This window comes from Pseudomonas sp. AU11447, assembly GCF_001672555.2.
Lineage (GTDB): Bacteria > Pseudomonadota > Gammaproteobacteria > Pseudomonadales > Pseudomonadaceae > Pseudomonas > Pseudomonas nitroreducens.
Window position 1 is genome coordinate 1 of sequence record NZ_LZDG02000049.1, and the last position, 22,398, is coordinate 22,398.

At 66.5% G+C, this 22,398-nt stretch carries 20 protein-coding genes; 5 read left to right on the forward strand and 15 right to left on the reverse strand.

The window, feature by feature from the left end:
- From A6723_RS18855 to A6723_RS18870, 4 genes are all read right to left on the reverse strand, one after another.
- Positions 1–579 (reverse strand): maltotransferase domain-containing protein (locus A6723_RS18855; protein ID WP_256546942.1); only part of this gene is annotated, 579 nt, incomplete at its 3' end.
- 44 nt (positions 580–623) lie between these two features.
- Positions 624–1,505 carry a Ku protein gene (locus A6723_RS18860; protein ID WP_054910686.1) on the reverse strand — a complete coding sequence of 294 codons (882 nt, stop codon included), beginning with the start codon at positions 1,503–1,505 and terminating at the stop codon, positions 624–626.
- Positions 1,493–1,759, reverse strand: a complete 267-nt coding sequence (locus A6723_RS18865; RefSeq protein WP_054910687.1) for a hypothetical protein — start codon at positions 1,757–1,759, stop codon at positions 1,493–1,495. Before A6723_RS18865 ends, A6723_RS18860 begins: the two co-directional genes overlap by 13 nt.
- Entirely contained in the window at positions 1,749–2,267 is a 519-nt protein-coding gene (locus A6723_RS18870; protein WP_024762551.1) for an MgtC/SapB family protein, read from the reverse strand. Before A6723_RS18870 ends, A6723_RS18865 begins: the two co-directional genes overlap by 11 nt.
- Positions 2,268–2,448: 181 nt before the next feature.
- On the opposite strand from A6723_RS18870, the gene A6723_RS18875 reads away from it, so the two are divergent.
- On the forward strand, positions 2,449–2,853 hold the full coding sequence (locus A6723_RS18875; protein ID WP_054910688.1) for a hypothetical protein: 405 nt from the start codon (positions 2,449–2,451) through the stop codon (positions 2,851–2,853).
- 4 nt (positions 2,854–2,857) lie between these two features.
- On the opposite strand, the gene A6723_RS18880 is transcribed toward A6723_RS18875, so the two are convergent.
- The gene (locus A6723_RS18880) at positions 2,858–5,317 is read right to left on the reverse strand and encodes a glycogen/starch/alpha-glucan phosphorylase (RefSeq protein ID WP_054910689.1); all 2,460 of its coding nucleotides are present in this window, start codon (positions 5,315–5,317) and stop codon (positions 2,858–2,860) included.
- 204 nt (positions 5,318–5,521) lie between these two features.
- Here A6723_RS18880 and A6723_RS18885 point away from each other — a divergent pair, with 204 nt between their 5' ends.
- The gene (locus A6723_RS18885; protein ID WP_054910690.1) at positions 5,522–5,899 is read left to right on the forward strand and encodes a Rho termination factor N-terminal domain-containing protein; all 378 of its coding nucleotides are present in this window, start codon (positions 5,522–5,524) and stop codon (positions 5,897–5,899) included.
- Positions 5,900–5,924: 25 nt separating this feature from the next.
- Here the strand turns inward: A6723_RS18885 and ligD are convergent, their stop codons facing one another.
- From ligD to katE, 3 genes are all read right to left on the reverse strand, one after another.
- Complete coding sequence (ligD, locus tag A6723_RS18890) at positions 5,925–8,453, reverse strand: DNA ligase D (RefSeq protein WP_054910691.1); 2,529 nt, start codon at positions 8,451–8,453, stop codon at positions 5,925–5,927.
- 3 nt (positions 8,454–8,456) lie between these two features.
- Positions 8,457–8,888, reverse strand: a complete 432-nt coding sequence (locus A6723_RS18895; RefSeq protein ID WP_054910692.1) for a hypothetical protein — start codon at positions 8,886–8,888, stop codon at positions 8,457–8,459.
- A 120-nt stretch (positions 8,889–9,008) separates the two neighbouring features.
- Complete coding sequence (gene katE / locus A6723_RS18900) at positions 9,009–11,231, reverse strand: catalase HPII (RefSeq protein ID WP_082450873.1); 2,223 nt, start codon at positions 11,229–11,231, stop codon at positions 9,009–9,011.
- A gap of 141 nt (positions 11,232–11,372) precedes the next feature.
- On the opposite strand from katE, the gene A6723_RS18905 reads away from it, so the two are divergent.
- Complete coding sequence (locus tag A6723_RS18905) at positions 11,373–12,113, forward strand: hypothetical protein (protein WP_054910694.1); 741 nt, start codon at positions 11,373–11,375, stop codon at positions 12,111–12,113.
- A 49-nt stretch (positions 12,114–12,162) separates the two neighbouring features.
- Here A6723_RS18905 and A6723_RS18910 read toward each other — a convergent pair whose 3' ends face one another.
- Positions 12,163–13,890, reverse strand: a complete 1,728-nt coding sequence (locus A6723_RS18910; RefSeq protein WP_054910695.1) for a SulP family inorganic anion transporter — start codon at positions 13,888–13,890, stop codon at positions 12,163–12,165.
- 169 nt (positions 13,891–14,059) lie between these two features.
- On the opposite strand from A6723_RS18910, the gene A6723_RS18915 reads away from it, so the two are divergent.
- Complete coding sequence (locus tag A6723_RS18915; protein WP_054910696.1) at positions 14,060–14,719, forward strand: MarC family NAAT transporter; 660 nt, start codon at positions 14,060–14,062, stop codon at positions 14,717–14,719.
- Positions 14,720–14,838: 119 nt separating this feature from the next.
- Here A6723_RS18915 and A6723_RS18920 read toward each other — a convergent pair whose 3' ends face one another.
- From A6723_RS18920 to A6723_RS18940, 5 genes are all read right to left on the reverse strand, one after another.
- Positions 14,839–15,672, reverse strand: coding sequence for a CoA ester lyase (locus A6723_RS18920; protein ID WP_054910697.1), 834 nt, complete (start codon positions 15,670–15,672; stop codon positions 14,839–14,841).
- A gap of 14 nt (positions 15,673–15,686) precedes the next feature.
- A complete protein-coding gene (locus A6723_RS18925) occupies positions 15,687–16,877 on the reverse strand; it encodes a CaiB/BaiF CoA-transferase family protein (protein WP_054910698.1) in 1,191 nt (396 codons plus the stop codon).
- A gap of 79 nt (positions 16,878–16,956) precedes the next feature.
- Positions 16,957–18,306: an MmgE/PrpD family protein gene (locus tag A6723_RS18930; protein ID WP_054910699.1), complete on the reverse strand. Its 1,350-nt coding sequence runs from the start codon at positions 18,304–18,306 to the stop codon at positions 16,957–16,959.
- A gap of 19 nt (positions 18,307–18,325) precedes the next feature.
- Positions 18,326–19,486, reverse strand: a complete 1,161-nt coding sequence (locus A6723_RS18935) for an acyl-CoA dehydrogenase family protein (protein WP_054910700.1) — start codon at positions 19,484–19,486, stop codon at positions 18,326–18,328.
- Between the two features lie 49 nt (positions 19,487–19,535).
- Positions 19,536–20,363 (reverse strand): MaoC family dehydratase N-terminal domain-containing protein, encoded by an 828-nt coding sequence (locus A6723_RS18940; RefSeq protein WP_054910701.1) that lies wholly within the window; start codon positions 20,361–20,363, stop codon positions 19,536–19,538.
- Positions 20,364–20,498: 135 nt separating this feature from the next.
- On the opposite strand from A6723_RS18940, the gene A6723_RS18945 reads away from it, so the two are divergent.
- On the forward strand, positions 20,499–21,413 hold the full coding sequence (locus tag A6723_RS18945; RefSeq protein WP_054910702.1) for a LysR substrate-binding domain-containing protein: 915 nt from the start codon (positions 20,499–20,501) through the stop codon (positions 21,411–21,413).
- 28 nt (positions 21,414–21,441) lie between these two features.
- On the opposite strand, the gene A6723_RS18950 is transcribed toward A6723_RS18945, so the two are convergent.
- The gene (locus A6723_RS18950; RefSeq protein WP_054910703.1) at positions 21,442–22,353 is read right to left on the reverse strand and encodes a LysR family transcriptional regulator; all 912 of its coding nucleotides are present in this window, start codon (positions 22,351–22,353) and stop codon (positions 21,442–21,444) included.
- Between the last annotated feature and the right edge of the window lie 45 nt (positions 22,354–22,398).

The window sequence follows — 22,398 nt, forward strand, 5'->3', positions numbered from 1 at the left end:
GCCGAAGCGCGCTTCCCGCTCGGTAGTGTCCTGCAGGCTGCGGAGGATTTCGCCCAGCTCCGCCGCGCCCTCCTGTGGCGCGTTGTGCAGTACCTCCTGGAACAGGTCGAGGCCCTCGCGGAACTCCAGCTCCAGCAGCTGGCCGGCGGCGTATTTCTTCTCCAGTTCGTAGCGGAAGCTGGCGTAGCTGTCGATCCAGGCCAGGACGATGAATTCCGTGCGGCCAATTCGGGTCGGCGTGATATCGGCCTCCCAGTGATCGTTGCCCAGGTGCTGCAGGGGTGTTTTCTGCCAGGGCTGGCCCTTGCCTTCGCGCCAGGCGACCTCGGCGGCCAGCTTGTCGTGGCCATCGGCAAAGATGCGCGCATGGATGCGCGAGGCCTGGTGGGCGATGGCCTTGGCGGCGAAGCGCCCACCTTCCAGACGCGGCGCTACCTCTTCGATGACGATGCGCGCCTCGTTGGCGGCAACCTCGGCCCGATCGGCCGGATTCTCCAGTTCCATCGCGGCGCCCTCCTCGCTGCGGTGCGCGCCGGATGCGCGCTCGTGGGTGGATTGCTCGCTACAGGCATTGGGCACGGCAGGGCTTCGGCAAGTTCAGGCTAATTGCGCCAGTGGTCGTTTCAGTTGCTCTTGCGCCTGGGCGCGGCCTTGCTCGTGGCACTCTTCTTCGTCGGCGTAGGGGTCGTTTTCTTCGCGGAGCTGGCGGCGCTGCGCGGTTTTGCTGCGCCCTTGAGGCTGCGCTTGAGCAGTTCGGTGAGGTCGATGATGTCGGCGCCTTCGCTGGCTTTCGCTTGTGCCTGCGGCACGTTCTCCAGCTGGCCCTTGGCGGCCTTCTGCTCCACCAGGCGGTGGATTTCCGCGCTGAACTCGTCCTGGTAATCCGCGGGCGACCAGCGGCCACTCATGTCCTTGACCAGGCGTTCGGCCATCTCGGTTTCGCGCTTGTCCAGCTTGACCTTGTCCAGCGCCAGGCCCAGTTCGTCCACCTCGCGCACGTCCGCCGGCCAGCGCAGGGTCATCAGCAGGATGGCGTCGCCGTCGTCGCGCAGCATCGCCAGGTGCTGACGGCTGTGCATCACCAATTGGCAGACCGCCGCCTTGCCGGTCTTCCTCAGGGTATCGCGCAGCAGCACGTAGACCTTCTCACCGCGCTTCTCGGGCGTCAGGTAATACGGGGAGTCGTAGAACGCCACGGGAATCTCGCCGATCTCGATGAAGCCGAGGATATCGATGGTCTGGGTCGCCTCGGGCCGCGCGGCGCGAATCTCCTCTTCGCTGATCACCACGTAGCGGCCCTTCTCCAGCTCCACGCCCTTGACGATGTGTTCCCTGGGCACCTCCTTGCCGGTGATCTTGTTCACCCGTTTGTAGCCCACCGGTTCCAGGCTGCGCTCGTCCAGCCAGTCGAAGTCGGTGGCGCTGGAACGCGCGGCGCTGTTGAGCGCCACCGGGATATGCACGAGGCCGAAGCTGATGGCGCCTTTCCAGATCACACGGGCCATGGGTAACTCTCCTGCAGGATGATGCCGTCGTCGAAATGCACGCGGCCGGCGCTGTCGATATCGCTGATCCGCTCGAGCATGCGCTGCGCCTGCCACTCCGCCTCCGACACGTTGCGGCTGCCGGGTGCATAGACCCAGAGCACCTCGACCGGCGCGCCCTGGCGGGTCACCTGGTACTCGATCAGGCCGGTGTAGCGGCCGTTCTCCAGCATCGCATCGGTCCAGGCACAGGCCTGGGCGAATTCACGGAACATCGCGGTCCTCTCTCGCCGCCTGCTCGGCAGGCGGTCGGTTGCGTTCCAGCCAGCGTGGCAGAACATGCAGCACCAGCAGCGCGAGCAGCGTACCCAGCACTGCCGTGGCGGAGTGCCCGAGCCCGACGCTGATCCCGATGGCCGTGCTCAGCCACAGCCCGGCGGCGGTGGTCAGCCCCTTCACCTCGGACACCTGGCTGCCCTTGAGGATGGTACCGGCGCAAAGGAAACCGATGCCGGCGGCGATCCCCTGGATCACCCGGCTGACCGCATCGGCCTGCGCACCGCCCTCGTGGATCGCCATCACGAACAGCGCAGCGCCCAGGGTGACCAGCATGTGGGTGCGCAAGCCGGCGGCCTTGCCCTGGCTTTCCCGCTCGTAGCCAACCACGCCGCCCAGCACCACGGCGAGCGTCAGGCGCAGCGAGGCGCGAGTGATCTGCTCGACTTCACTCAGGTCGGAGAATTCGGCGACCAGCGTTACCCAGATGCGATCCAGCGTGTCCATGACAGGCTCCGCAGTCCCTCTTAAGGGTGCAGACCCGCCGACCGCGCAATTGGTTTGCTGAAAATTCGCCGGCGATTCCACCGCCCGGCGGAAAATCCGTGCACCTCACCATCGGCGCGGTCCATCGCTCATACCCGGCGCAGCACTGCCGGCCAACGCACCTTCAGCACAGGAGACCGGAATGAGCATCGACCCCAAGCGTTTCGCCAACGAGTACCAGAACGCCCTCGTGGAGGTCGCCCTGCCGGCCTTCGCCCGAGCCGGCGAGTTCGCCCGCGACCACGGCCTGGAGTGCAGCGTCGAGCTGCGGGAGGGTCGGCGCGACCTGCCCGAACTGGTGTTGTCCGTGCGCGATGCCTGCCAGGCAGCCGACTGCGTCTGTCGCATCAGCGCCGACCCGAGCACGCAGCGGCTGTGCCATGAGAACCGCTGCGGCGAGACCGATGCCGACGTGCAGCGGGTGGTCGGCTCCATCGCTTCGCTCAACGAGAGGGTGCTCGACACCCGCCTGCTGGAGTTCTTCCAGGAGGCTTTCGCGCTGCACCTGGACTACGCCTCCCGCCGGCATGCCGGCGGTTTCTGGTGACGGCTCAGTCCTCCCCCGCCTGCACCTTCCAGATATCCCTGGCGTACTCCCGGATGGTCCGGTCCGAGGAGAACCAGCCGACCCTGGCGGTATTGAGCATGGAGGCCTTCCACCAGCGCGCCGGTTTGCGCCAAAGCTCCTCGACCTTTTCCTGGGCGTCCCAGTAGGCGTCGAAATCGGCGCAGACCAGGAAGCGGTCGTCGCTGACCAGCGCATCGACCAGGCCGGTATAGCGCTGCGGATCGTCCGGCGAGAACACCCCGGAGCTGATCGCCCGCAGCGCTTCCTCCAGCCGCGGCGAGGCGGCGATCTCGGCATGCATCGACAGGTCGCCAGCGCGCTTGCGTGCCTCCACCTGCTTGGCCTTGAGGCCGAAGATGAACATGTTTTCCGCGCCGATGCGCTCGCACATCTCGACGTTGGCGCCGTCCAGTGTGCCGATGGTCAGCGCGCCATTGAGGGCGAACTTCATGTTGCTGGTGCCGGAGGCCTCCAGCCCCGCCGTGGAAATCTGCTCGGACAGGTCCGCCGCCGGGATGATCGATTCCGCCAGGCTGACGTTGTAGTTGGGGATGAATACCACCTTGAGCCGGCCGCGCACCGTGGGATCGCCGTTGACCATCCGGCTGATGTCGTTGGCCAGCTTGATGATCAGCTTGGCCACCGTGTAGCTGGGCGCGGCCTTGCCGGCGAAGATCTTCACCCGTGGCACGCGGTCGGTGGTGGGGTCGTTGCGGATGTCCTGGTAGAGCGCCACGGTATGCAGCAGGTTGAGCAACTGGCGCTTGTATTCATGGATGCGCTTGACGTGAACGTCGAACAGCGCGTCCGGGTCGATGCGCACGCCCAGGCGCTCCTCGACCAGTGCCGCCAGGCGTTCCTTGGCATTGCGCCGCTGCTGGGCGAAGCGCTGGCGCACCGAGGACTTCTCCACCAGCTCGGCCAGCGCCGGCAGGTGCTTTTCGGGCTCGTCGAGTACCTCGTCGCCAAGGTTTTCCATCAGCAGCCGGGTCAGTTCCGGGTTGGTCTGGAACAGCCAGCGGCGGAAGGTCACGCCGTTGGTCTTGTTGCTGATTCGCTCCGGGTAGAGCCGGTGCAGGTCGCGGAACACCGTCTCGCGCATCAGGTCGGTGTGCAGCGCCGACACGCCGTTGACGCTGTGCGAGCCGAGGAACGCCAGGTTGCCCATGCGCACGCGGCGGCCGTGGTCTTCCTCGATCAGCGAGACCGAGCGCAGCAGGGCGAAATCGTGGATGTCCTTGGCACGCAGCGCGTCGATATGGAAGGCATTGATCAGGTAGATGATCTGCATGTGCCGCGGCAGCAGGCGCTCCATCAGGCTCACCGGCCAGGATTCCAGGGCCTCGGGCAGCAGCGTGTGGTTGGTATAGGACAGGGTCGCTACCGTCAGCGCCCAGGCGTCGTCCCAGTCCAGGCTGCGCTCGTCCAGCAGCAGGCGCATCAGCTCCGCGACGGCGATGGCCGGGTGGGTGTCGTTGAGCTGGATGGCCACCCGCTCGGGCAGGCCGAAGACGTCCTCGCCCTGCCCCAGGTGACGTTGCATCAGGTCCTGCAGCGAGGCGCTGACGAAGAAGAACTCCTGGCGCAGGCGCAGTTCCTGACCCGCCTCGGTGCTGTCTGCCGGGTAGAGCACCCGCGAGATGCTTTCCGCACGCACCGTATCCGCCACCGCACCCAGGTGGTCGCCGGCATTGAAACGGTCCAGCCGCAGGGTTTCCTCGGCACGGGCGCGCCACAGGCGCAGGGTGTTCACGCTGGCGGTACGCCAGCCCACCACCGGCATGTCGTAGGCCACCGAACGCACGCGCTCGGCCGGTTCCCAGCGTTGCCGCTCGACCCCGTGGGCATCGCGCTCGCTGTGGACGCTGCCGCCGAAGCCGACGCTGAAGCTGCACTCGGGCCGCTCGAATTCCCAGGGGTTGCCGAAGTCGAGCCAGGTTTCGGTGTGCTCCTGCTGCCAGCCGTCGCCGATCACCTGCTTGAACAGGCCGTGCTCGTAGCGGATGCCGTAACCGTGGGCGGGGATGTCCAGCGTCGCCATGCTCTCCATGAAGCAGGCGGCGAGCCGCCCCAGGCCGCCGTTGCCCAGCGCGGCGTCGGGCTCCAGCAGGCGCACGCGGTCGAGGTCCACGCCCAGCTCCGAAAGGGCCTGGCGCGCCACCTCCAGCAACCCCAGGTTGCTCAGGTTGTCGATCAGCAGGCGGCCGATGAGGAACTCCAGTGACAGATAGTAGACGTGCTTGCGGGCGCTGCGGTCGATGGCGCGGGTGGTCTCCTCCCAGTTGTCGACCTGGTATTTGCGTGCGGCCAGGGCCACCGCCTCGAACCAGTCGTGGTCGAAGGCGTCCGCCGGGTCCTTGCCGACTGCGTAGCGCAGGCGGGTGAGCACCGCATGCTTGAAGGTCTCGACTTCCGACTGATCGGGAATGCTGTCCAGGGCCATTGCCGTCTCCTCTGGTTGCCAGTGGCTGCGGGTACGCGAGGCGTCCAGTGCATCAGTCCCCGGCGAAATCCATGAGTTCAGACCTTTTCGCCGACCGGCACGGCCCGTTCATCAGAAACGCCGAACCATCGGCGACGAGCGGTTTCTCCCTTCATGTGGCCCTTGGCAAAGGGCTGCCAGGTAATCAGAAACAGGAGAACCGCCATGCCACGCGGCGACAAAGGCAAGTACACCGAGAAGCAGAAGCGCAAGGCCGAGCACATCGAGGAAAGCTACGAAGAGCGCGGCGTGCCCAGGGCGGAAGCCGAGGCGCGAGCCTGGGCGACCGTGAACAAGCAGTCCGGCGGCGGCGAGCGCAAGGGAGGCTCGGGCCAGCAGAAAAGCGCCACCGCCAAGGCCGCTGCGCGCAAGAGCTCGGCCCGTCGCGCCGTTGCCAGCAAACACGGCGTGCCGCGCCCCGACCAGCCGCTGGAATCCATGACCAAGGCCGAGCTGCTCAATCGTGCGCGCACCCGGCACATCGCCGGGCGCTCCAGCATGCGCAAGCAGCAACTGATCGACGCCTTGCGAAAAGCCACCTGAGCCGGGAGGTGTCGTTTTAGCGTCCTCAGCCGTCCAGTTTGCCGCGCATCCTTGCGCTCAACCGTTGCCGGGTCTTCGCCCAATCGGCCCAGGGGTCGGCGCCTGCCAGACGCTCGTCGACATTCGCGAGGGTCCATTGGTGTGCCGACTTGAGCTTGGCAAGCTCATGGCGACTGATCGGCACCGAGACCGGCAGCCCTTCCCGTGCACGTACCGACCACACGCACACCGTGCTGGCGCCCCTGCTGTTGCGCAGGTAATCGATGAAAACCTTCCCGACACGGTTCTTCGGCCCCGATACGGCGCTGAAGCGGTCCGGCATCAGTTGGGCCATGTGTCGGCTGATGGCATGGGCGAAGTCCTTCACTTCATCCCAGCCATGGTGCCGCTGCAGCGGCACGAGGATATGCATGCCCTTGCCGCCGCTGGTCTTGAGGAAGGCTGTCAGGCCGAGTTCATCCAGCAACGTGATGGTCAACTGGGTCGCCTCGATCATCCGCTGCCAGGGCAGCGCCGGATCGGGGTCAAGGTCCAGGACGAAGCGGTCGGGTTTCTCCAGGTCATCGAGCGCGGCGTTCCAGGTATGTAGCTCCAGCGCGCCCATCTGCGCGGCGCCCACCAGCGCCTTGGCCGAGGCGATGCGCAGCAGCGGTGCGTGACCGGGGTCAAGCTGCGGGTCCAGTTGTTCGGCGCCGGGGATCCCGGTACGCGAGGCATGGCGCTGGAAGAATTGCTCGCCCGCCACGCCATCGGGCGCCCGCACCAGGGACACCGGGCGGTCGGCCAGCCAGGGCAGCAGGTATTCCGCGGCTTTGTCGTAGTAGCGCGCCACATCGATCTTGCGCAGCTTGCTGGTGGGATCGACCACTCGCTCGGGATGGGTGACGGTCACGCCTTCCAGGACATTGCCGCTGTTCGAGCGCGCGGGTCTGGTGGAGCCGGCGCGGGCAGCCTTCTTCGGTTTTTCCTCGACTATCGCCTCAGCCAGCTTGTCACTGCGCAGACCGTGGAACACCGCCTGGCGCACCCTGCCTTCACGGGTGATCTCGGCGAAGGCAACTTCGCCCAGCAACTCCGGACGCAGCCAGGTCACGCCCTTGGCCTCGGGCCCCTTGGGCGGCTCCCGCAGCGGGCAGGTCTTGCGCTGCAGCGGCTGGAACTGCTGATGCAGTCTCTTCAAGCTGGCCGCGCTGAAACCGGTGCCCACCTTGCCGGCGTAGCGCAGCTCGCCATTCTCGTCGTGCAGCCCGAGCAGCAAGGCGCCGAAAGATGAGCGCGAGCCCTTGGGTTCGCTATAGCCGACGATCACGAACTCCTGCCGGCGCTTGCATTTGAGCTTGATCCAGTCGGAGGAGCGTTTCCCCGTATACAGGCTGCCCGCACGCTTGCCGATCAGCCCTTCCAGGCCGAGCCGGCAGGCGCTGTCGAGGATGCTGCGCGGGTCGTCGGTGAAGTCCTCGGAATAGCGCAGGCGATCATCGCCATTGCCGCGCAGGACCTGTGCCAGCGCCTGGCGCCGCTGCTCCAGGGGCTTGTTGCGGTAATCCTCGCCATCCAGCCAGAGCAGGTCGAACAACGTGTAGTGGATGGGCGCCGAGACCGCGGCGTCGAAGGCATTCTGCAGGCGCTGGAAGTCCGGGCGACCCTCCTCGTCCATCACCAGTATCTCGCCGTCCAGCCAGGCGGACGTCACCGGCAGTGCCGCCAGCGCCGAGCACAATTCGGGCAGCTTCTTCGACCAGTCGTGGCCGTTGCGCGTCAGCAACTTGACCTGGCCGCCGTCGAGCCGGGCAAGCAGGCGGTAGCCATCGAGCTTGATCTCGTAGCGCCAGTCGCCTGCCGGTGGCGCGTCCACCAGAGTGGCGAGTTCGGGAGAAATGGCCGCCGACAGGCTGGCCTTCCCCGCCGCTCTTTTCTTCGCAGGCTGCACCGGCCCGGCGCGCTTTACCGAAGCCTGCTTGCGCTGCGCAACCTCGCTGGGCAATGCCTTTCCGGTGACGACGCTCAGCGGCTGCTCGGCGAGGATGTCGTAGCGCGGGTAGTCCCGTGCCTGATCATCCCGCCCCTTGATCAGGAACCACTGCGGCTGCCGCCCGGCCATGCGGGTGCGGATCAGGTTCCAGCTGCCGGTGAGCTTGCTGCCCGCCAGGCGGAACTTGAGATGGCCGTTGCCGAGGCCTTCGTGGGGATCGCCGATGGGCATCCAGCGGCCCTCGTCCCAGACGATCACGTCGCCGGCACCGTAATGACCTTCCGGGATATGCCCTTCGAAGCCCGCGTAGTCCAGCGGATGATCCTCCACCTCGATGGCCAGGCGCTTCACGCTGGGGTCGAGGCAGGGGCCCTTGGGCACCGCCCAGCTCTTGAGCACGCCATCGAGTTCGAGGCGGAAGTCGTAATGCAGGTGGCTGGCGTCGTGCTTCTGCACGACGAAGGCAGCCTCCCCTTCCCGGTCCGCCGGTGTTTCGCCCTGCGGCTCGGGAGTACCGCTGAAGTCGCGTTTGCGCGCGTATTCCTTCAGGGTGCTGTCCTTGACGGCTTTGGCCCCGGCCATGGATCACTGTTCCTCGTCGGGGTCCGAGGCGTCCCAGGGCTTGCCGTCCAGTGGGTGCACACGGCCTTCCTCTGCCTCGTCCAGCCCGCCGCCCGCGCCGATCTCGCTGCCGCGAACGATGCGCAGGTCGCGGTCTGCCGGCTTGGCGGACGGCGGATCGAGCGGAGATTCGGTCCCGTCCTCGTCGATCAGGGTTTCCGGTGCCAGGTCATCCATGCTGACGCCATCCTCGACGGCGCTGTCGCCCAGCGTCTCGCCGCCGGTCATGCCCATCTCGCGGCGGCGCTGCGGCGGGAATTCGCGCTCCACCTCCTGCGGCGAGCGCTCGTCGCCGATGCGGCCTTCCGGCTGTTTCTCGAAGTCGAGTTCGCGCACGCTGCCCATGCGGTCCTCGGTATCGTCAATCTCGATGTATTGCTGGCGTCGTTCAGTCATGGCGACTCTCCTGCGGTTCTCGGACAAAGGCTGTCGGCCGGTTGAGCCGAACCAGCGGCTGGAGTTCAGGTTGACTGCCCGGTGGGCACGGGGCGGCAGCATCGGCCGCCGCCCCTCCGCTCAGGCAGGGATCTTCCCGGCATGGGCCTCGCGGCCCCAGATGCGGTGCTGCAGCAAGGCCTTCTGCAACTTGCCGAACACTTCCTTGGCGGACTTGCCGTCGATCACCCCTTCATCCACCGGCAGGCCGAGCTGCGCCGGCAGCTTCCCGGCGTCGCCGGCGAATGCCAGCGGCTTGAGGTGCTTGTACGCCTCCAGCAGGTAGTGCAGCGCGCGGCCATCGCTACCGATGGCCTGCACGGATTTCGCGCCGCCGGGCACGAACACCGCGTCGAAAGCCACCGACGGCAGGCCGTCCCAGCTGGCATCGGGCACCAGCGCCGAACCCGTTTCGGACTTCACCGGGGCGGCGCTGGGGCCGATCAGCTTGGCGCTCGCTCCCGCCTTCTTCAGCGCATCCTGCAGGCCCTTGACGTCGCTTTCGTTGACGCCGTCGGCGACCAGGATCGCCACCTTGCGGGAGCGGATATCGCCGGCCAGCAGGTTCGCCTGGCTCAAGGCCGGCGATGGCTTGGGCTGCGGAGCCTTGGCCTTCCTGTTGGTGAGTTTCACCCCGATACGCTGGGCCACGCGCTCGGCCAGTTTCGGGCAGATATTGGCGAGAATCTGGTTGACCTCGCGCTCGCGAATCGCCATTCGCTCGACCTTCGACAGCTCGAACGCATAGGCCGAAACCACATGGCCCTGCTCCGCCTCACTGAGGCTGTGGTAGAACAGCGCGGCCTGGGTGAAATGGTCGGCGAAGGAATCGGCCCGCACGCGGACCTTGGTGCCGGTCATGGTTTCCGGGTAGCTGGCGAAACCGCCCTGGCGCGTGGCGGGCGGGGTTTCCTTGGGCCAGCCGTTGTCGATGGAATTGGGTTCGTAGGCGGCGCGGCCCTTGTGCAGCATGTGCTGGTGCAGGCCGTCGCGCTGGTTGTTGTGGAACGGGCACAGCGGCTGGTTGATCGGGATCTGGTTGAAGTTCGGCCCGCCAAGGCGCGACAGCTGGGTGTCGGTATAGGAAAACAGCCGCCCCTGCAGCAGCGGGTCGTTGCTGAAATCGATGCCCGGCACCACATGGCCGGGGTGGAACGCCGCCTGCTCGGTTTCGGCGAAGAAGTTGTCCGGGTTGCGGTTCAGCACCATGCGGCCCAGCAACTTCACGGGGACAAGCTCCTCGGGCACCAGTTTGGTGGGATCGAGCAGGTCGAAATCGAACTTGTCCTGATCCGCTTCGGCGATTACCTGCACGCCCAGCTCCCACTCGGGGTAGTCGCCGCTTTCGATGTCGTCCCACAGGGTGCGGCGGTGGAAGTCCGCGTCCTTGCCGGCCAGCTTCTGCGCCTCGTCCCAGACCAGCGAACAGACGCCGGACTTCGGCCGCCAGTGGAACTTGACGAACACACTGTCGCCCGCCGCATTCACCAGGCGGAAGGTATGCACGCCAAAGCCCTGGATATGCCGCAGGGAAATCGGAATGGCGCGATCCGACATGGCCCACATGACCATGTGCGCCGACTCCGGCGTCAGCGAGACGAAGTCCCAGAAGGTGTCGTGGGCCGAACCGCCGGTGGGAATCTCATTGTGCGGCTCGGGTTTCACCGCGTGGACGAAGTCGGGAAACTTGATGGCGTCCTGGATGAAGAACACCGGCATGTTGTTGCCAACCAGGTCGTAGTTGCCCTCCTCGGTATAGAACTTCACCGCGAAGCCGCGCACATCGCGCACCGTGTCTGCCGAGCCACGCGGCCCCTGCACGGTGGAGAAGCGCACGAACACGGGCGTCCGCAGGCCCGCCTTGCCGAGAAACGCCGCCTTGGTCAGCGGGCTCCAATCCTCGTAGCACTCGAAATAGCCATGGGCCGCAGCACCCCGCGCATGCACGATGCGTTCGGGAATCCGCTCATGGTCGAAGTGGGTGATCTTCTCCCGCAGGATGAAGTCTTCCAGCAGCGAAGGTCCGCGTTCCCCTGCGCGCAGGCTGTTCTGGTTGTCGGCGATGCGCACGTTGGTATTGGTGGTGAGCGCCTCCCCGGTGGCGTCCTCGCGGTAAGGCTCCAGTTGCTCGATCTTCTCGTTGCGGTTGCTGCGGTCGGTGGTGTTGGTGCCAGCCAGATCGCTTCGCTTTACGGTGGGTTTCTTGGCCACGGCAGGGTTCTCCTCATCAGGATGCAGAATGGCGCCCTGTTGGGATGGACGTCGGCGCCGGGTTCTACCTGTTGGGACAGACCTCTGGCGCAGAGTTCAGATATTTGCCGAAGCAGGCCCGGCACCGCCCCTGATCGTCCCGGACGACTTCTTCGCCCGGTGTCGACGCGATACGCAGCTATCCTGAGTCAGAAATGCCCGCCGCCAGGTCGCCGGGTGACAAGGAGACGCTTCTTGAATTGGACTCGGTTATTCATCGCATCCTGCCTGTCGCTGACATCTTTTCCGAGCGTTGCCGAAAATACGCAGGCCTTTCTCCAGGGGCGCGTTTACGAGTTGCGCCGCGATATCCGGCAACCCTCCTGCGTCGAGTGGCCGAGCGGTCTTCCGGATGGCGTCTGGGGCAAGGGCGGTGAATACATTCCGGATGGCGACCTGCTGAGTACCGACGGCCAGGTACTGATCGCTTCTGCAATCTACAAACCGTCAGGCGTCAGGGTTTCGCACACGTTCTACAAGAGCCGGCAGGCCTGCCAGGCTGAGCTTGCCGGGCAGTCGGCCGATGTTGCGAAGGTCGCCACTGCAAGGGCTGGCGACCAGGGTTCCTATGTCGACAGGCTTCAGCGCGATTTTGGCAGCCGGTTGTATTTCAGCTCCGCCGAGGCCGAGGCCCTGGTGAAGAAGATCAACATCGACTGCAAGGCCCCCGACGGTCGCTACCTGCCCCTCTATAACGCACTGCTGGCCCGCTTGGATGAAGCCAGTACGCCCGAGGCTTGGATGGAGACCAGTGTGGTCAATACCGGCAAGAAGCTGCAGGTGTTCGACAGCGTCCGCCTCAAGAGCGGCAAGGAGCTGACTCCGCAATTGACCCTGGAAATCAACGAATTCGGCGGTTACCAGACTCACGGCGTTCGCAAGCAGGCGCTATCGAACGCGTGTTTTGGCACCTACGGCCCCATCTGGAAGCTCTAGATTCGCCACTGTCAGGGTGAGCCTTGGGCGCCGCCTGATCGACAGGCGCCTAGGGCTCCCAGTCCACGCCGGAGTCGGCCAGGTAGGCATCCACGGCGGCTCCCACTGTGGGATGGAATGCCGATTCACCCAGGCCCTCGAACAGCTCGAACTGCTTCATCTTGTCCTTCACCGGGTCCTTCATCTCGGCGAACTGCAATTCCACCCCGCGTTGCTCCAGGATCTTGTCCAGTTCGGCGAGCATGTCGGCGGAGGTGATATCGATGCTGGTCACCGGGCTGGCCGCGATCACCAGGCGCTGCACGGGCGTGGGGGACTGGTTCAGCGCCGCCAGTACCTGGTTCTGGAACTGCTCGGCATTGGCGAAGAACAGCGGCGCATCCCAGCGCAGCAACACCAGGCCGGGAATGCGCCGCACATTCGGGTAACGCGTTACGTCGTGATAACCACGCACGCCGTCCACCCTACCCAGCACGGCATGGTGCGGTCGCCAGCCATCCCAGAGGAACTCGATCACCGCGATCGCCACGGCGATGCAGATGCCCGGAATGGCCCCGAATACCGCCACGCCGGCAAAGCAGCCCATGGACAGCCAGAACTCCCATTGTTGCAGGCGGAAGATGCGCTTGAGGTCGGTGAACTCGAACAACCCCAGTGCCGCGGCAATCACCACCGCAGCCAGGGCACTGGTAGGCAGGTGCTGCATCAGGTTGGGCGCCGCCAGCAGCAACAGGGTCACCGCCAGGGCACCGACGATGCCGGTGAGCTGGGTCTTTGCCCCCGCGGCCTCGGCGACCGGCGTACGCGAGGAGCTGCTGCTGATGGGGATGCCCTGGAACAGCCCGGATGCGAAGTTCGCCACGCCCAGGCCGAACATTTCCTGGTTGGGGTTAACCGGCGTCTTCAGCCTCGCCGCGTAGGTGCGCGACAGCACACTGGTGTCGGCGAATGACACCAGCGCCACGGCGATACCGCCCAGTAGCACTTCCACCAGGTCGATGCCGCTCACCCAGGGAAACGAAAACTCTGGCAGCCCCTGGGGCAACTCGCCGAGCACCTTGACGCCGTGGCTGCCGAGGTCGAACAGGCTGACCGACAGGGTCGCCAGCACCACCGCGATGAGAATGCCCGGAAGGCGCCGGTAGCGCTTGAGTGCGAGGATCAACACCAGGCAGCCACCACCCACCGCGAAACTCGGCCAGTTGGCCTGCCCGCCCAGCAGCGCCCGGCCCAATGACCAGAGGTCCTGCAGCGGCCCCCGGCTCTCGACGGAAAGATCGAACAGCTTGGGCAACTGGCTGATCAGCACCGTCAGGGCGATGCCGTTCATGTAGCCGTAGCGGATCGGCTTGGACAGCAGTTCGGTGATGAAGCCCAGGCGCAGCAGCCCCGCGACCATGCAGACCACGCCGGAGATCAGCGCCATCAGGCTGGCGATGGCAATGGCCCGCTGCGGATCGCCCGCCGCCTGCACCAGCACCACCGCAAGAATCGGCGCGGCCAGCGCGGAGTCCGGGCCAAGCACGAGGATGCGGCTCGGGCCGAACAGCGCATAGGCCAGCAAGGGAATGATGGTCGCGTACAGCCCGTAGATGCCCGGCACGCCGGACGCCTCGGCGTAGGCGATGCCCACCGGCACCAGCATGGTGGTCAGCACCAGGCCGGCAGCCAGGTCCCTGGGCAGCCAGCTCGCCTGGTAGTTGCGCAGGGTGGCCAGCCCTGGCAGCCAACGCTGCCAATCGAAGCCGGAACGCTCTCGCGGCGGGGTTTCGGACATCGGGGAGTCACTCCAGGCGAAGACGGCGCAAGGTTCAAACGAGGCAGCGACCTTGCTGTCACGCAGCGTAGTTCAGCCTGTGAGCGGCCAGTGGCCCTGGCTTGCCGTCGGATTGTCGATTCGCACCTAAACTCATTGCTGCCAGACACGAGCCTGGAGACGCCCGGCCATGAGCAGTTTGTTCGACGCTATCCTACTTGGGCTGCTCGCCTTGCTGCCCCTGATCAATCCGCCGACAACTGTGGCTCTGTTTCTCGCCTTGTCCCAGGGTTTCAGTCGCGAAGAGAAGAACCAGCAAGCGCTGCTCACTGCTTGCTACGTGTTCATCATCATGACGCTGACCTACTACATCGGCGAGTTCATCATGGGGGTGTTCAGCATCTCCATCCCGGGCCTGCGCATCGCCGGGGGCGGCATCCTCTGCATCATCGGCGCACGCATGCTGTTCCCTACTCCCGTCCCCTCCCCCGACCCCAACGAAACCGCACCCGAGCGCACCAGCTTCGCCTTCATCCCGCTGGCCATGCCCAGCACCGCCGGGCCCGGAACCATCGCGATGATCATCAGTTCCTCGGCCAGCATCAAGCACAGCACCAACTTCCCCCAGTGGGTGGTGCTGGTGGCGCCACCGTTGATCTTCCTCTGCACCGCGCTGATCCTCTGGGGCTGCCTGCGCGCCTCGGACCTGATCATGAAAGCCACTGGCAAGTCCGGCATCGACGCCATTTCGCGGCTGATGGGTTTCCTGCTCGTGTGCATGGGCGTGCAGTTCGCCATCAACGGCTTGGTGGAGGTCGTCCAGGGTTTCATCACAGCCCATGCGCAGTAACAGATGAGTTCCGAGCGGATGGCTACCTTGTAGGAGCGAGCTTGCTCGCGAACGCATGGCACCGGATGCCCCGGTGTGAAGTGAGGTTCGCGAGCAAGCTCGCTCCTACAGATTGTCGTTCAGCCGCCGGCGCTGGCCAGCAGCCGCCGGGCGCGGGCCAGCACCGGCGCGTCGACCATCTGCCCGTCGACCTGGAAGGCCGCCGCGCCGCCTTGCGAGGCCTCCACCACGCGCCGCGCCCAGTCCAGTTCGTCAGCGCCGGGGGCCAGCGCCGCATGGGCCACAGCGACCTGTCGGGGATGGATGCACAGGGCGCCGAGCAGGCCGAGGTCGCGACCATGCCGGATGGTCGCGGCGAACCCTTCGGCATCATCGAAGGCGGGGAACACGGTATCCAGCGGCGGCTGCAGGTCGTTCACCCGCGAATGCAGCAGCAGGCTCAGGCGTACCTGGTCGTAGACCACCGCGGCGGCCTGGGTGCCGCTGCTCATGCCGATATCCAGCGCCAGGTCGAGGCCGCCGAAGGTCAGGCGCTCGACGCCTTCGCAGGCGGCGATCTCCCCCAGCGCGAGCAGGCCGCGGGCGCTCTCGATCAGCGGCCACACCGGCTTGCCGGAGGAAGCGGCGATGCGCACCTGCATGGCACGTTCGGCCTTGGGCAACAGGATGCCGATGATGCCCGGCAGGCGCCCGCAAAGTTCGAGGTCGGCCGCCTGCTGCGGATCGCCAGCGGCGTTCACCCGTACCCGCACGCGCGCCTCCGGGTTGGCGTCGAGGAAGCTTTCGAGGTTTTCCCGCGCCTGGGCCTTGAGCGATGCCTCGACGGCGTCCTCGAAGTCGACGATCACTGCGTCGGCGCCGCTGGCCAAGGCCTTGGCGAAGCGCTCCGGGCGGCTGCCGGGAACGAACAACGCGGTCCGTACGATGGAATCCGCCGGGGTATCCTGAATCATTGGGCTCTCCTGGGTCATACCGCGCCCTGCTCGTGCAGGCGCTGGATATCACCGGGGGTATACCCCAGTTCCCGGAGCAGGTCATCCGTCTGTTCACCCAGCGCCGGCACGGCGTCCATGCGCGGGGCATAGGCGTTGCTGTTCACCGGCGGCAACAGCGCCGGCAGGCGACCGGCCGGGCTGTCGATCTCGCGCCAGCGGTCACGGGCCGCCAGTTGCGGGTGCTGCCAGAGGCCGCGCATGTCGTTGACGTGGGCATTGGCGATCTGCGCCTGTTCCAGGCGTTCGACCACCTGCTCGGTGCCCAGGGCCGAGAAGGCCTCGACTATCGATTCGCGCAGGGCATCGCGGTTGGCCACGCGCAGGCTGGTCGCGGTGAAACGCGGATCGGTTGCCAGCTCCGGGCGCTGCAGGACGATCTCGCAGAACAGTTTCCACTCGCGCTCGTTCTGCACGCCGAGCATCACACTGCCGCCATCGCCGGTGGGGAACGGCCCGTAGGGGTAGATGGTGGCGTGGGCGGCGCCGGCACGCGGCGGCTGCGACTGGCCTTCGAAGGCGTAGTACATGGGGAAGCCCATCCACTCGGCCATGCCTTCGAGCATCGACACCTCGACGCGGCTGCCCTCCCCGGTCCTGCCACGCAGCAGCAGGGCCGAAAGGATGCCGCTGTAGGCGTACATGCCGGCGGAGATATCGGCGATCGAGCACCCGGCCTTGGCCATCTCGTCGGCGCCGGGGCCGCCGGTGACCGAGAGGAAGCCACTTTCACTCTGGATCAGCAGGTCATAGGCCTTCTTCTGCTCGTAGGGGCCGCCTTCGCCGTAACCGGAAATATCGCAGACGATCAGCCGCGGGAAGCGCTCGTGCAGCGCTTCGAACGACAAGCCCAGGCGTGCAGCGGCGCCGGGGGCAAGGTTCTGCACCAGCACATCGGCCTGCTCCAGCAACTGCTCCAGCACGGCCTGCGCCGGCTCCTGCTTGAGGTCCAGCGACAGGCTTTCCTTGGACCGGTTGGTCCAGACGAAATGCGAGGCCAGGCCGCGCACGCGCTCGTCGTAGCCGCGGGCGAAGTCGCCGACACCGGGGCGCTCGATCTTGATCACGCGGGCGCCGAGGTCGGCCAACTGGCGGGTGCAGAACGGTGCGGCGATGGCATGTTCCAGGCTGACGACGGTAATCCCGTCGAGGGGACGCGAACTCATGGGCAACTCCAGACGCCGGCCGGGTGGCCGACTCTACGATTCGGTGGGATCGGGCGGCCTGGCCGCCCGCGAGTCTGTTTCAGTGGAAGTCGTCGAGGTTCGACAGCTGGTGCAGCCGCCAGCTGGCCTGCACCAGCCGATCCGCTTCGGCGCTGCCGCGCTGGCCGGCGAAGGCCAGCAGGCGGCGGAACTTGTCTTCCAGTTCGGCACGGCTCAAGCCGTTGCCCGGATCGCCCTTGGGCTCGTCGATGGCGCCGTGCAGCTGGCGGCCATCGGTGGTCAGTACATCGACACGGCCGAGCCAGCGCCGCGGGTAGGCACCGTCCACTTCCGCATCGAGCTGCATGCTGACCTTCTCGCGGAAGGCCGCGACCTCGGCGTCTCCCTGGGAGAATTCCTCGAATTCCACCAGCCCGGCCTTGCCGTGCACGGCGATCAGCCCCAGCACGGTGCCCATGGAGAATTTCGCCTGGTGCACCGTCTGCGGCACCACCACGCGGCCGAGCACATCGATGGCGCCCTGGTGCACGCGGGTGGTGACCTTGGCGATATCGCCGTGCGCCAGCCCTTCGCGCTGCATCAGGCCCAGCAGCGCATCGGCGGCGGGATGGGTATGGCGGCAGGAGGCGTGGAACTTGTAGGAGGTCTCGCAGAGCGCCCAGCGGGTGCCCAGGCCATCCACCAGACGGCTCGGGTCGGCGTCGCTGGACATGCCGGCCGCCATGCCCTGCTCGCCTTCGAGGATGTTCTGCGCGCCGGTCAGGCCGTCGGCCGTCAGGTAGGCGGCGAGCAGGCCGTCGGCAGCCGCCTTCGCGGTGTGCAGTTGCTTGGAATCGGCGGCGTCGCGCAGGAATTCCCAGAGGCCGGCGGCCTGGGTGCCGGCGCTGCCCAGGCAGTTGACGAACTGCCGGCTGTCCAGCCCCAGCAGCTTGCCCACCGCCACCGCAGCGGCCAGGGTGCCGACCGTGGCGGTGGTGTGGAAGATGCGGTAGTGCGAGCGGCCGAGGAACTCGCCGATGCGGATGCCCGCCTCGTAGCCGGCGACGCTGGCGAGGATCAGCTCGCGGCCGGACTTGCCCAGCTCCTGCGCGGCCGCCAGGGCCGCCGGGAAGACCACGGTGGCCGGGTGCAGCACGGAGCTGTTGTGCAGGTCGTCCTGTTCCACCAGGTGCGAACTGGCGCCGTTGACCAGCGCGGCGAAGTACGCGGAGGTCGAGCTGCCGTCCACCAGTACGCGGCTCTTGCCACTGGCCGGGCCCATGCGCTGGGCATAGCGCTGGAACAGCGGGATCGGGTGGCGGTTCTGGCTGGCCAAGGCCGAGCCGAGCCAGTCGAGGAACAGTTCTTCGGTGTACTCGACCACTGCCGCGGGCAGGTCTTCGTAACGCAGGCCGGCAAGGAATTCGGCCAGGGCGTGGGTATTGTTCATCGCTTGTCGTCCCGGTTCGTCAGAAGGAGCGCGGCAGTTCGAGCAGGTGCTCGGCCACGTACGACAGGATCAGGTTGGTGGAAATCGGCGCCACCTGGTAGAGGCGGGTTTCGCGGAACTTGCGCTCGACGTCGTACTCGTTGGCGAAGCCGAAACCGCCGTGGGTCTGCAGGCAGGCGTTGGCGGCCTCCCAGCTGGCCTTGGCCGCCAGGTACTTGGCCATGTTGGCGGCGGCGCCGGCGTTCTTGCCGTTGTCGTACTCCTCGCAGGCGCGCCAGCGCATCAGGTCGGCGGCCTCGATCTCGATGTGCGCCTCGGCGATGGGGAACTGCACGCCCTGGTTCTGCCCGATCGGGCGGCCGAACACCACGCGGTCACGGGCGTACTGCGCGGACTTCTCGGTGAACCAGCGGCCATCGCCGATGCACTCGGCGGCAATCAGCGTGCGTTCGGCATTGAGGCCGTCGAGGATGTACTTGAAGCCCTTGCCCTCCTCGCCGATCAGGTTACCGGCGGGGATTTCCAGGTTGTCGAAGAACAGCTCGTTGGTCTCGTGGTTGACCATGTTGGCGATCGGCTGCACGGTCAGGCCGTTGCCGATGGCCTCGCGCAGATCGACGATAAAGATCGACATGCCTTCGGACTTCTTCTTCACCTCGGCCAGCGGCGTGGTGCGGGCCAGCAGGATCATCAGGTCGGAATGCTGGACGCGCGAGATCCATACCTTCTGGCCGTTGATCACGTACTTGTCGCCCTTGCGCACGGCAGTGGTCTTGATCTTGGTGGTGTCGGTGCCGGTGGTGGGTTCGGTGACGCCCATGGATTGCAGGCGCAGTTCGCCGTTGGCGAGCTTGGGCAGGTAGTAGGCCTTCTGCTCGGCGCTGCCGTTCCGCAGCAGGGTGAACATGTTGTACATCTGCCCGTGGATGGTGCCGGAGTTGCCGCCGCAGCAGTTCACCTCCTCCAGGATCACCGAGGCCTCGGCCAGCCCCAGGCCCGAGCCGCCGTATTCTTCCGGGATCATCGCGGAGAGCCAGCCGGCTTCGGTCATGGCGCGGACGAAGTCCTCGGGGAAGCCTTTCTCTTCATCGATCCGGCGCCAGTACTCGGCGGGGAACTCCGCACACAGGGCGCGCACGCCTTCACGGATGGCCTGGAGTTCTTCGGGGGTGGAAGTCATCGAATCACCTTTGCTCTTTTCTTGTTGGGAGGGCACCGCAGGGGTGCGATCAGTCGAATTCCACTTCGCCGCGCTGGGCGATGCCGGCACCGTTGCCAGCCCAGACTTCGGCCTTGCCGGGGCCGCTCAGGCGGCCGCCGACCGCGAAAGGATCGGGGCTGATCAGCGGGCGCAAGCCACGGTAGGCGTAACGGCGCAGGCGTGCTTCGGGGTTGGCGCGGCAGAACGCGCGCAGGTTAAGGGTGCCGATCAGCGGGCCGTGCACCACCAGGCCGGGGTAGCCCTCGGCTTCGGTGACGTAGGGCCAGTCGTAGTGGATACGGTGGCCGTTGAAGGTCAGCGCGGAATAGCGGAACAGCAGGATCGGTGTCGGCTCGACGGCCTCGCTCCAGTCGCCGGCGGGAAGCGCGTCGCCGCTGGAGAGCCGCGGCGGCGTCGGCTCGCGGTAGACGATGTCCTGTTCCTCGCTGAAGGCCAGGCGGCCGTCCTGGTGGAATTCATGGCGCAGGGTGACGAACAGCAGCGAGCCGGTGCGGCCGTGCTTTTCCTCGACATTGAGGATGGTCGTGGTGCGCTTCGCCAGCCCGCCGACGCGCAGCGGCTCATGGAACTCCAGGCGGCCGCCGGCCCACATGCGGTTGCGCCCATCGGCCGGCGGCAGGAAGCCACCGCGCGCCGGATGGCCATCGGCGCCCAGGCCGGGTTCGACCACCTCGTCCTGGAAGAACATCCAGTGCCACAGCGGCGGCAGCGCATCGCCCGCGGCCGGTACGTCTTCCGCGAGGGTCACGGCCAGACGGCGGACCAGCACGGCACTCAATTCTTCCTCGCGTTCCTGGGAACGGCCGATCCAGACGGCGTACGGCGAATCGCTCATGGGTGACCTCTTGGCAGAGTGGGTGAGCCGAGGATGCAACAGGGGCTTGCGTTCAGCGAATCCACATTTTCATAATCCAGCGTTAAGCAGAAACGAACGCCACTTCCATCCCCAAGCCTAGCGGGAACCCGTTGCATGCATTTCGATCTCGCCGACCTGCGTCTCTTCATCCATATCGCCGAAGCCCCCAGCCTCACCCAGGGCGCGCGCCGTGCCCATCTTTCCGCCGCGGCCGCCAGCGCGCGGATCAAGGCGCTAGAGGGGCAACTCGACTGCCGACTGTTGTATCGGGACAACCGCGGGGTCGAGCTGACCCCTGCCGGGGAGCGCCTGCTGCAGCACGCACGGCTGATCCTGCGCCAGGTGGACCACCTGAAAAGCGACTTCAGCGGCCAGGCCGGCGACCAAGTCGGGCACATCCGCATCTTCGCCAACACCACCGCGTGCACCGAGTTTCTCCCCGAGTTGCTGGCGGACTTCCTCGCCGAACGCCCCGGCGTCAGTGTCGACCTGCAGGAGCGGCTGAACCGCGACATCGTCCGCGCCATCCTCGATGGCTCGGCGGACCTGGGCATAGTCGCCGGCCCGGTGCGTGCCGAGGGCCTGCAGATCGTCCACTTCAGCACCGACCGGCTGGTGCTGGCCGTGGCCCCGGACCACCCGCTGTGCGCCCTGCCCCGCCTGACCCTGGCCGATACCCTGGACTACGCGCACATCGGCCTGCACGAAGGCAGCACCCTGCAGAGCTTCCTGCGCGAGCGGGTGGACCGCATGGGTGGCGAGCTCAACCTGCGCATCCAGGTAGCCAGCTTCGAGGCGATCTGCCGGATGGTCGAGGCCGGGGTCGGCATCGGCGTCATCCCGGAAACGGCCGCCGTGCGCCACAGCCGCACCATGAACCTGCGAATACTGTCGCTGGACGAGCCCTGGGTGGTCCGCGAGCGCAGCGTGCTGCTGCGCGACCGCGAGGCCCTGCCCGCCTGCGCGCGCGCGCTGGTCGACCTATTGCGCGAAATGCCGGCGGCGGAGTCGCCCCAGCCATCCCATTGAGTCGATCAGATCGCTGCGGGACATAGCGTCAACCGCGCGACCGCCCCTCCGTCGCCAGCAACTCCAGCGCTACATCGCGGAATTGCCGGACAACGCGGCTTTCGTTGTCCGGGTTGTACACCAGGGCGAGCGCAACGGTGCGCTCCTGGTGCGGTGTTTCCAGCTCCAGGAAACACACCGGCGCCGATGAGTTGCGCGCATGCAGCGCCGGTACCAGCGCCACGCCCAGCCCGCAGGCGACCAGGCTGATGGCGGCCTGCACCTGGGTCGTGGAATGCACCAGTTTCGGCACGAAGCCGGCCGCCTGGCAAAGCTGCAACAGCACGTAGTGCAGGCCTTCGGTGTGCGGATAGTCGATCAGAGGCTGATCGGCGACCTCGGCCAGGTGCACGGCGGTGCGCCCGCTCGACGCCAGCGGGCTGTCCTGCGGCACGACCAGCATCATCGGTTCCCAGATCAGCGGAATCAGCTTGAGCGGAGTCGACTGCGGCAGCGGGAAACGCACCAGGCCGATATCGGCGCGGCCGTTCTCCACCAGTTCCAGCACGCCACTGGAGGGCAGTTCGCGCAGCTCCAGCGTGATGCCCGGATAGCGTCGGCGAAACTCGGGAATCAGTCGTGGAATCAGTGACAGCGTCGCCGACCCGACCGAGCCCAACGTCAGCTGCCCGCGCTCGCCCGCCCCTGCTTCCAACGCATAGCGCCGCGCCTGCTGCAGGTGCAGCAGGGCCTTGCGCAGCTCCGGCAGCACCGCCTCGCCCGCCTCGGTCAGAGCCACCTGCCGCGTGGTGCGCTCGAAGAGCGGCAGGCCGATTTCCTCCTCCAGCTTGCGGATCGACACCGACAACGGAGGCTGGGACATGTGCAGGCGCTCGGCGGCCTCGCGGAAGTTCAGGGTTTCCGCCAGGGCGAGGAATTGGTGAATCTGGCGCAACTCCATACTGATACTCCTGATGTATCAATCGTTCTCCAAATAATATTGGAT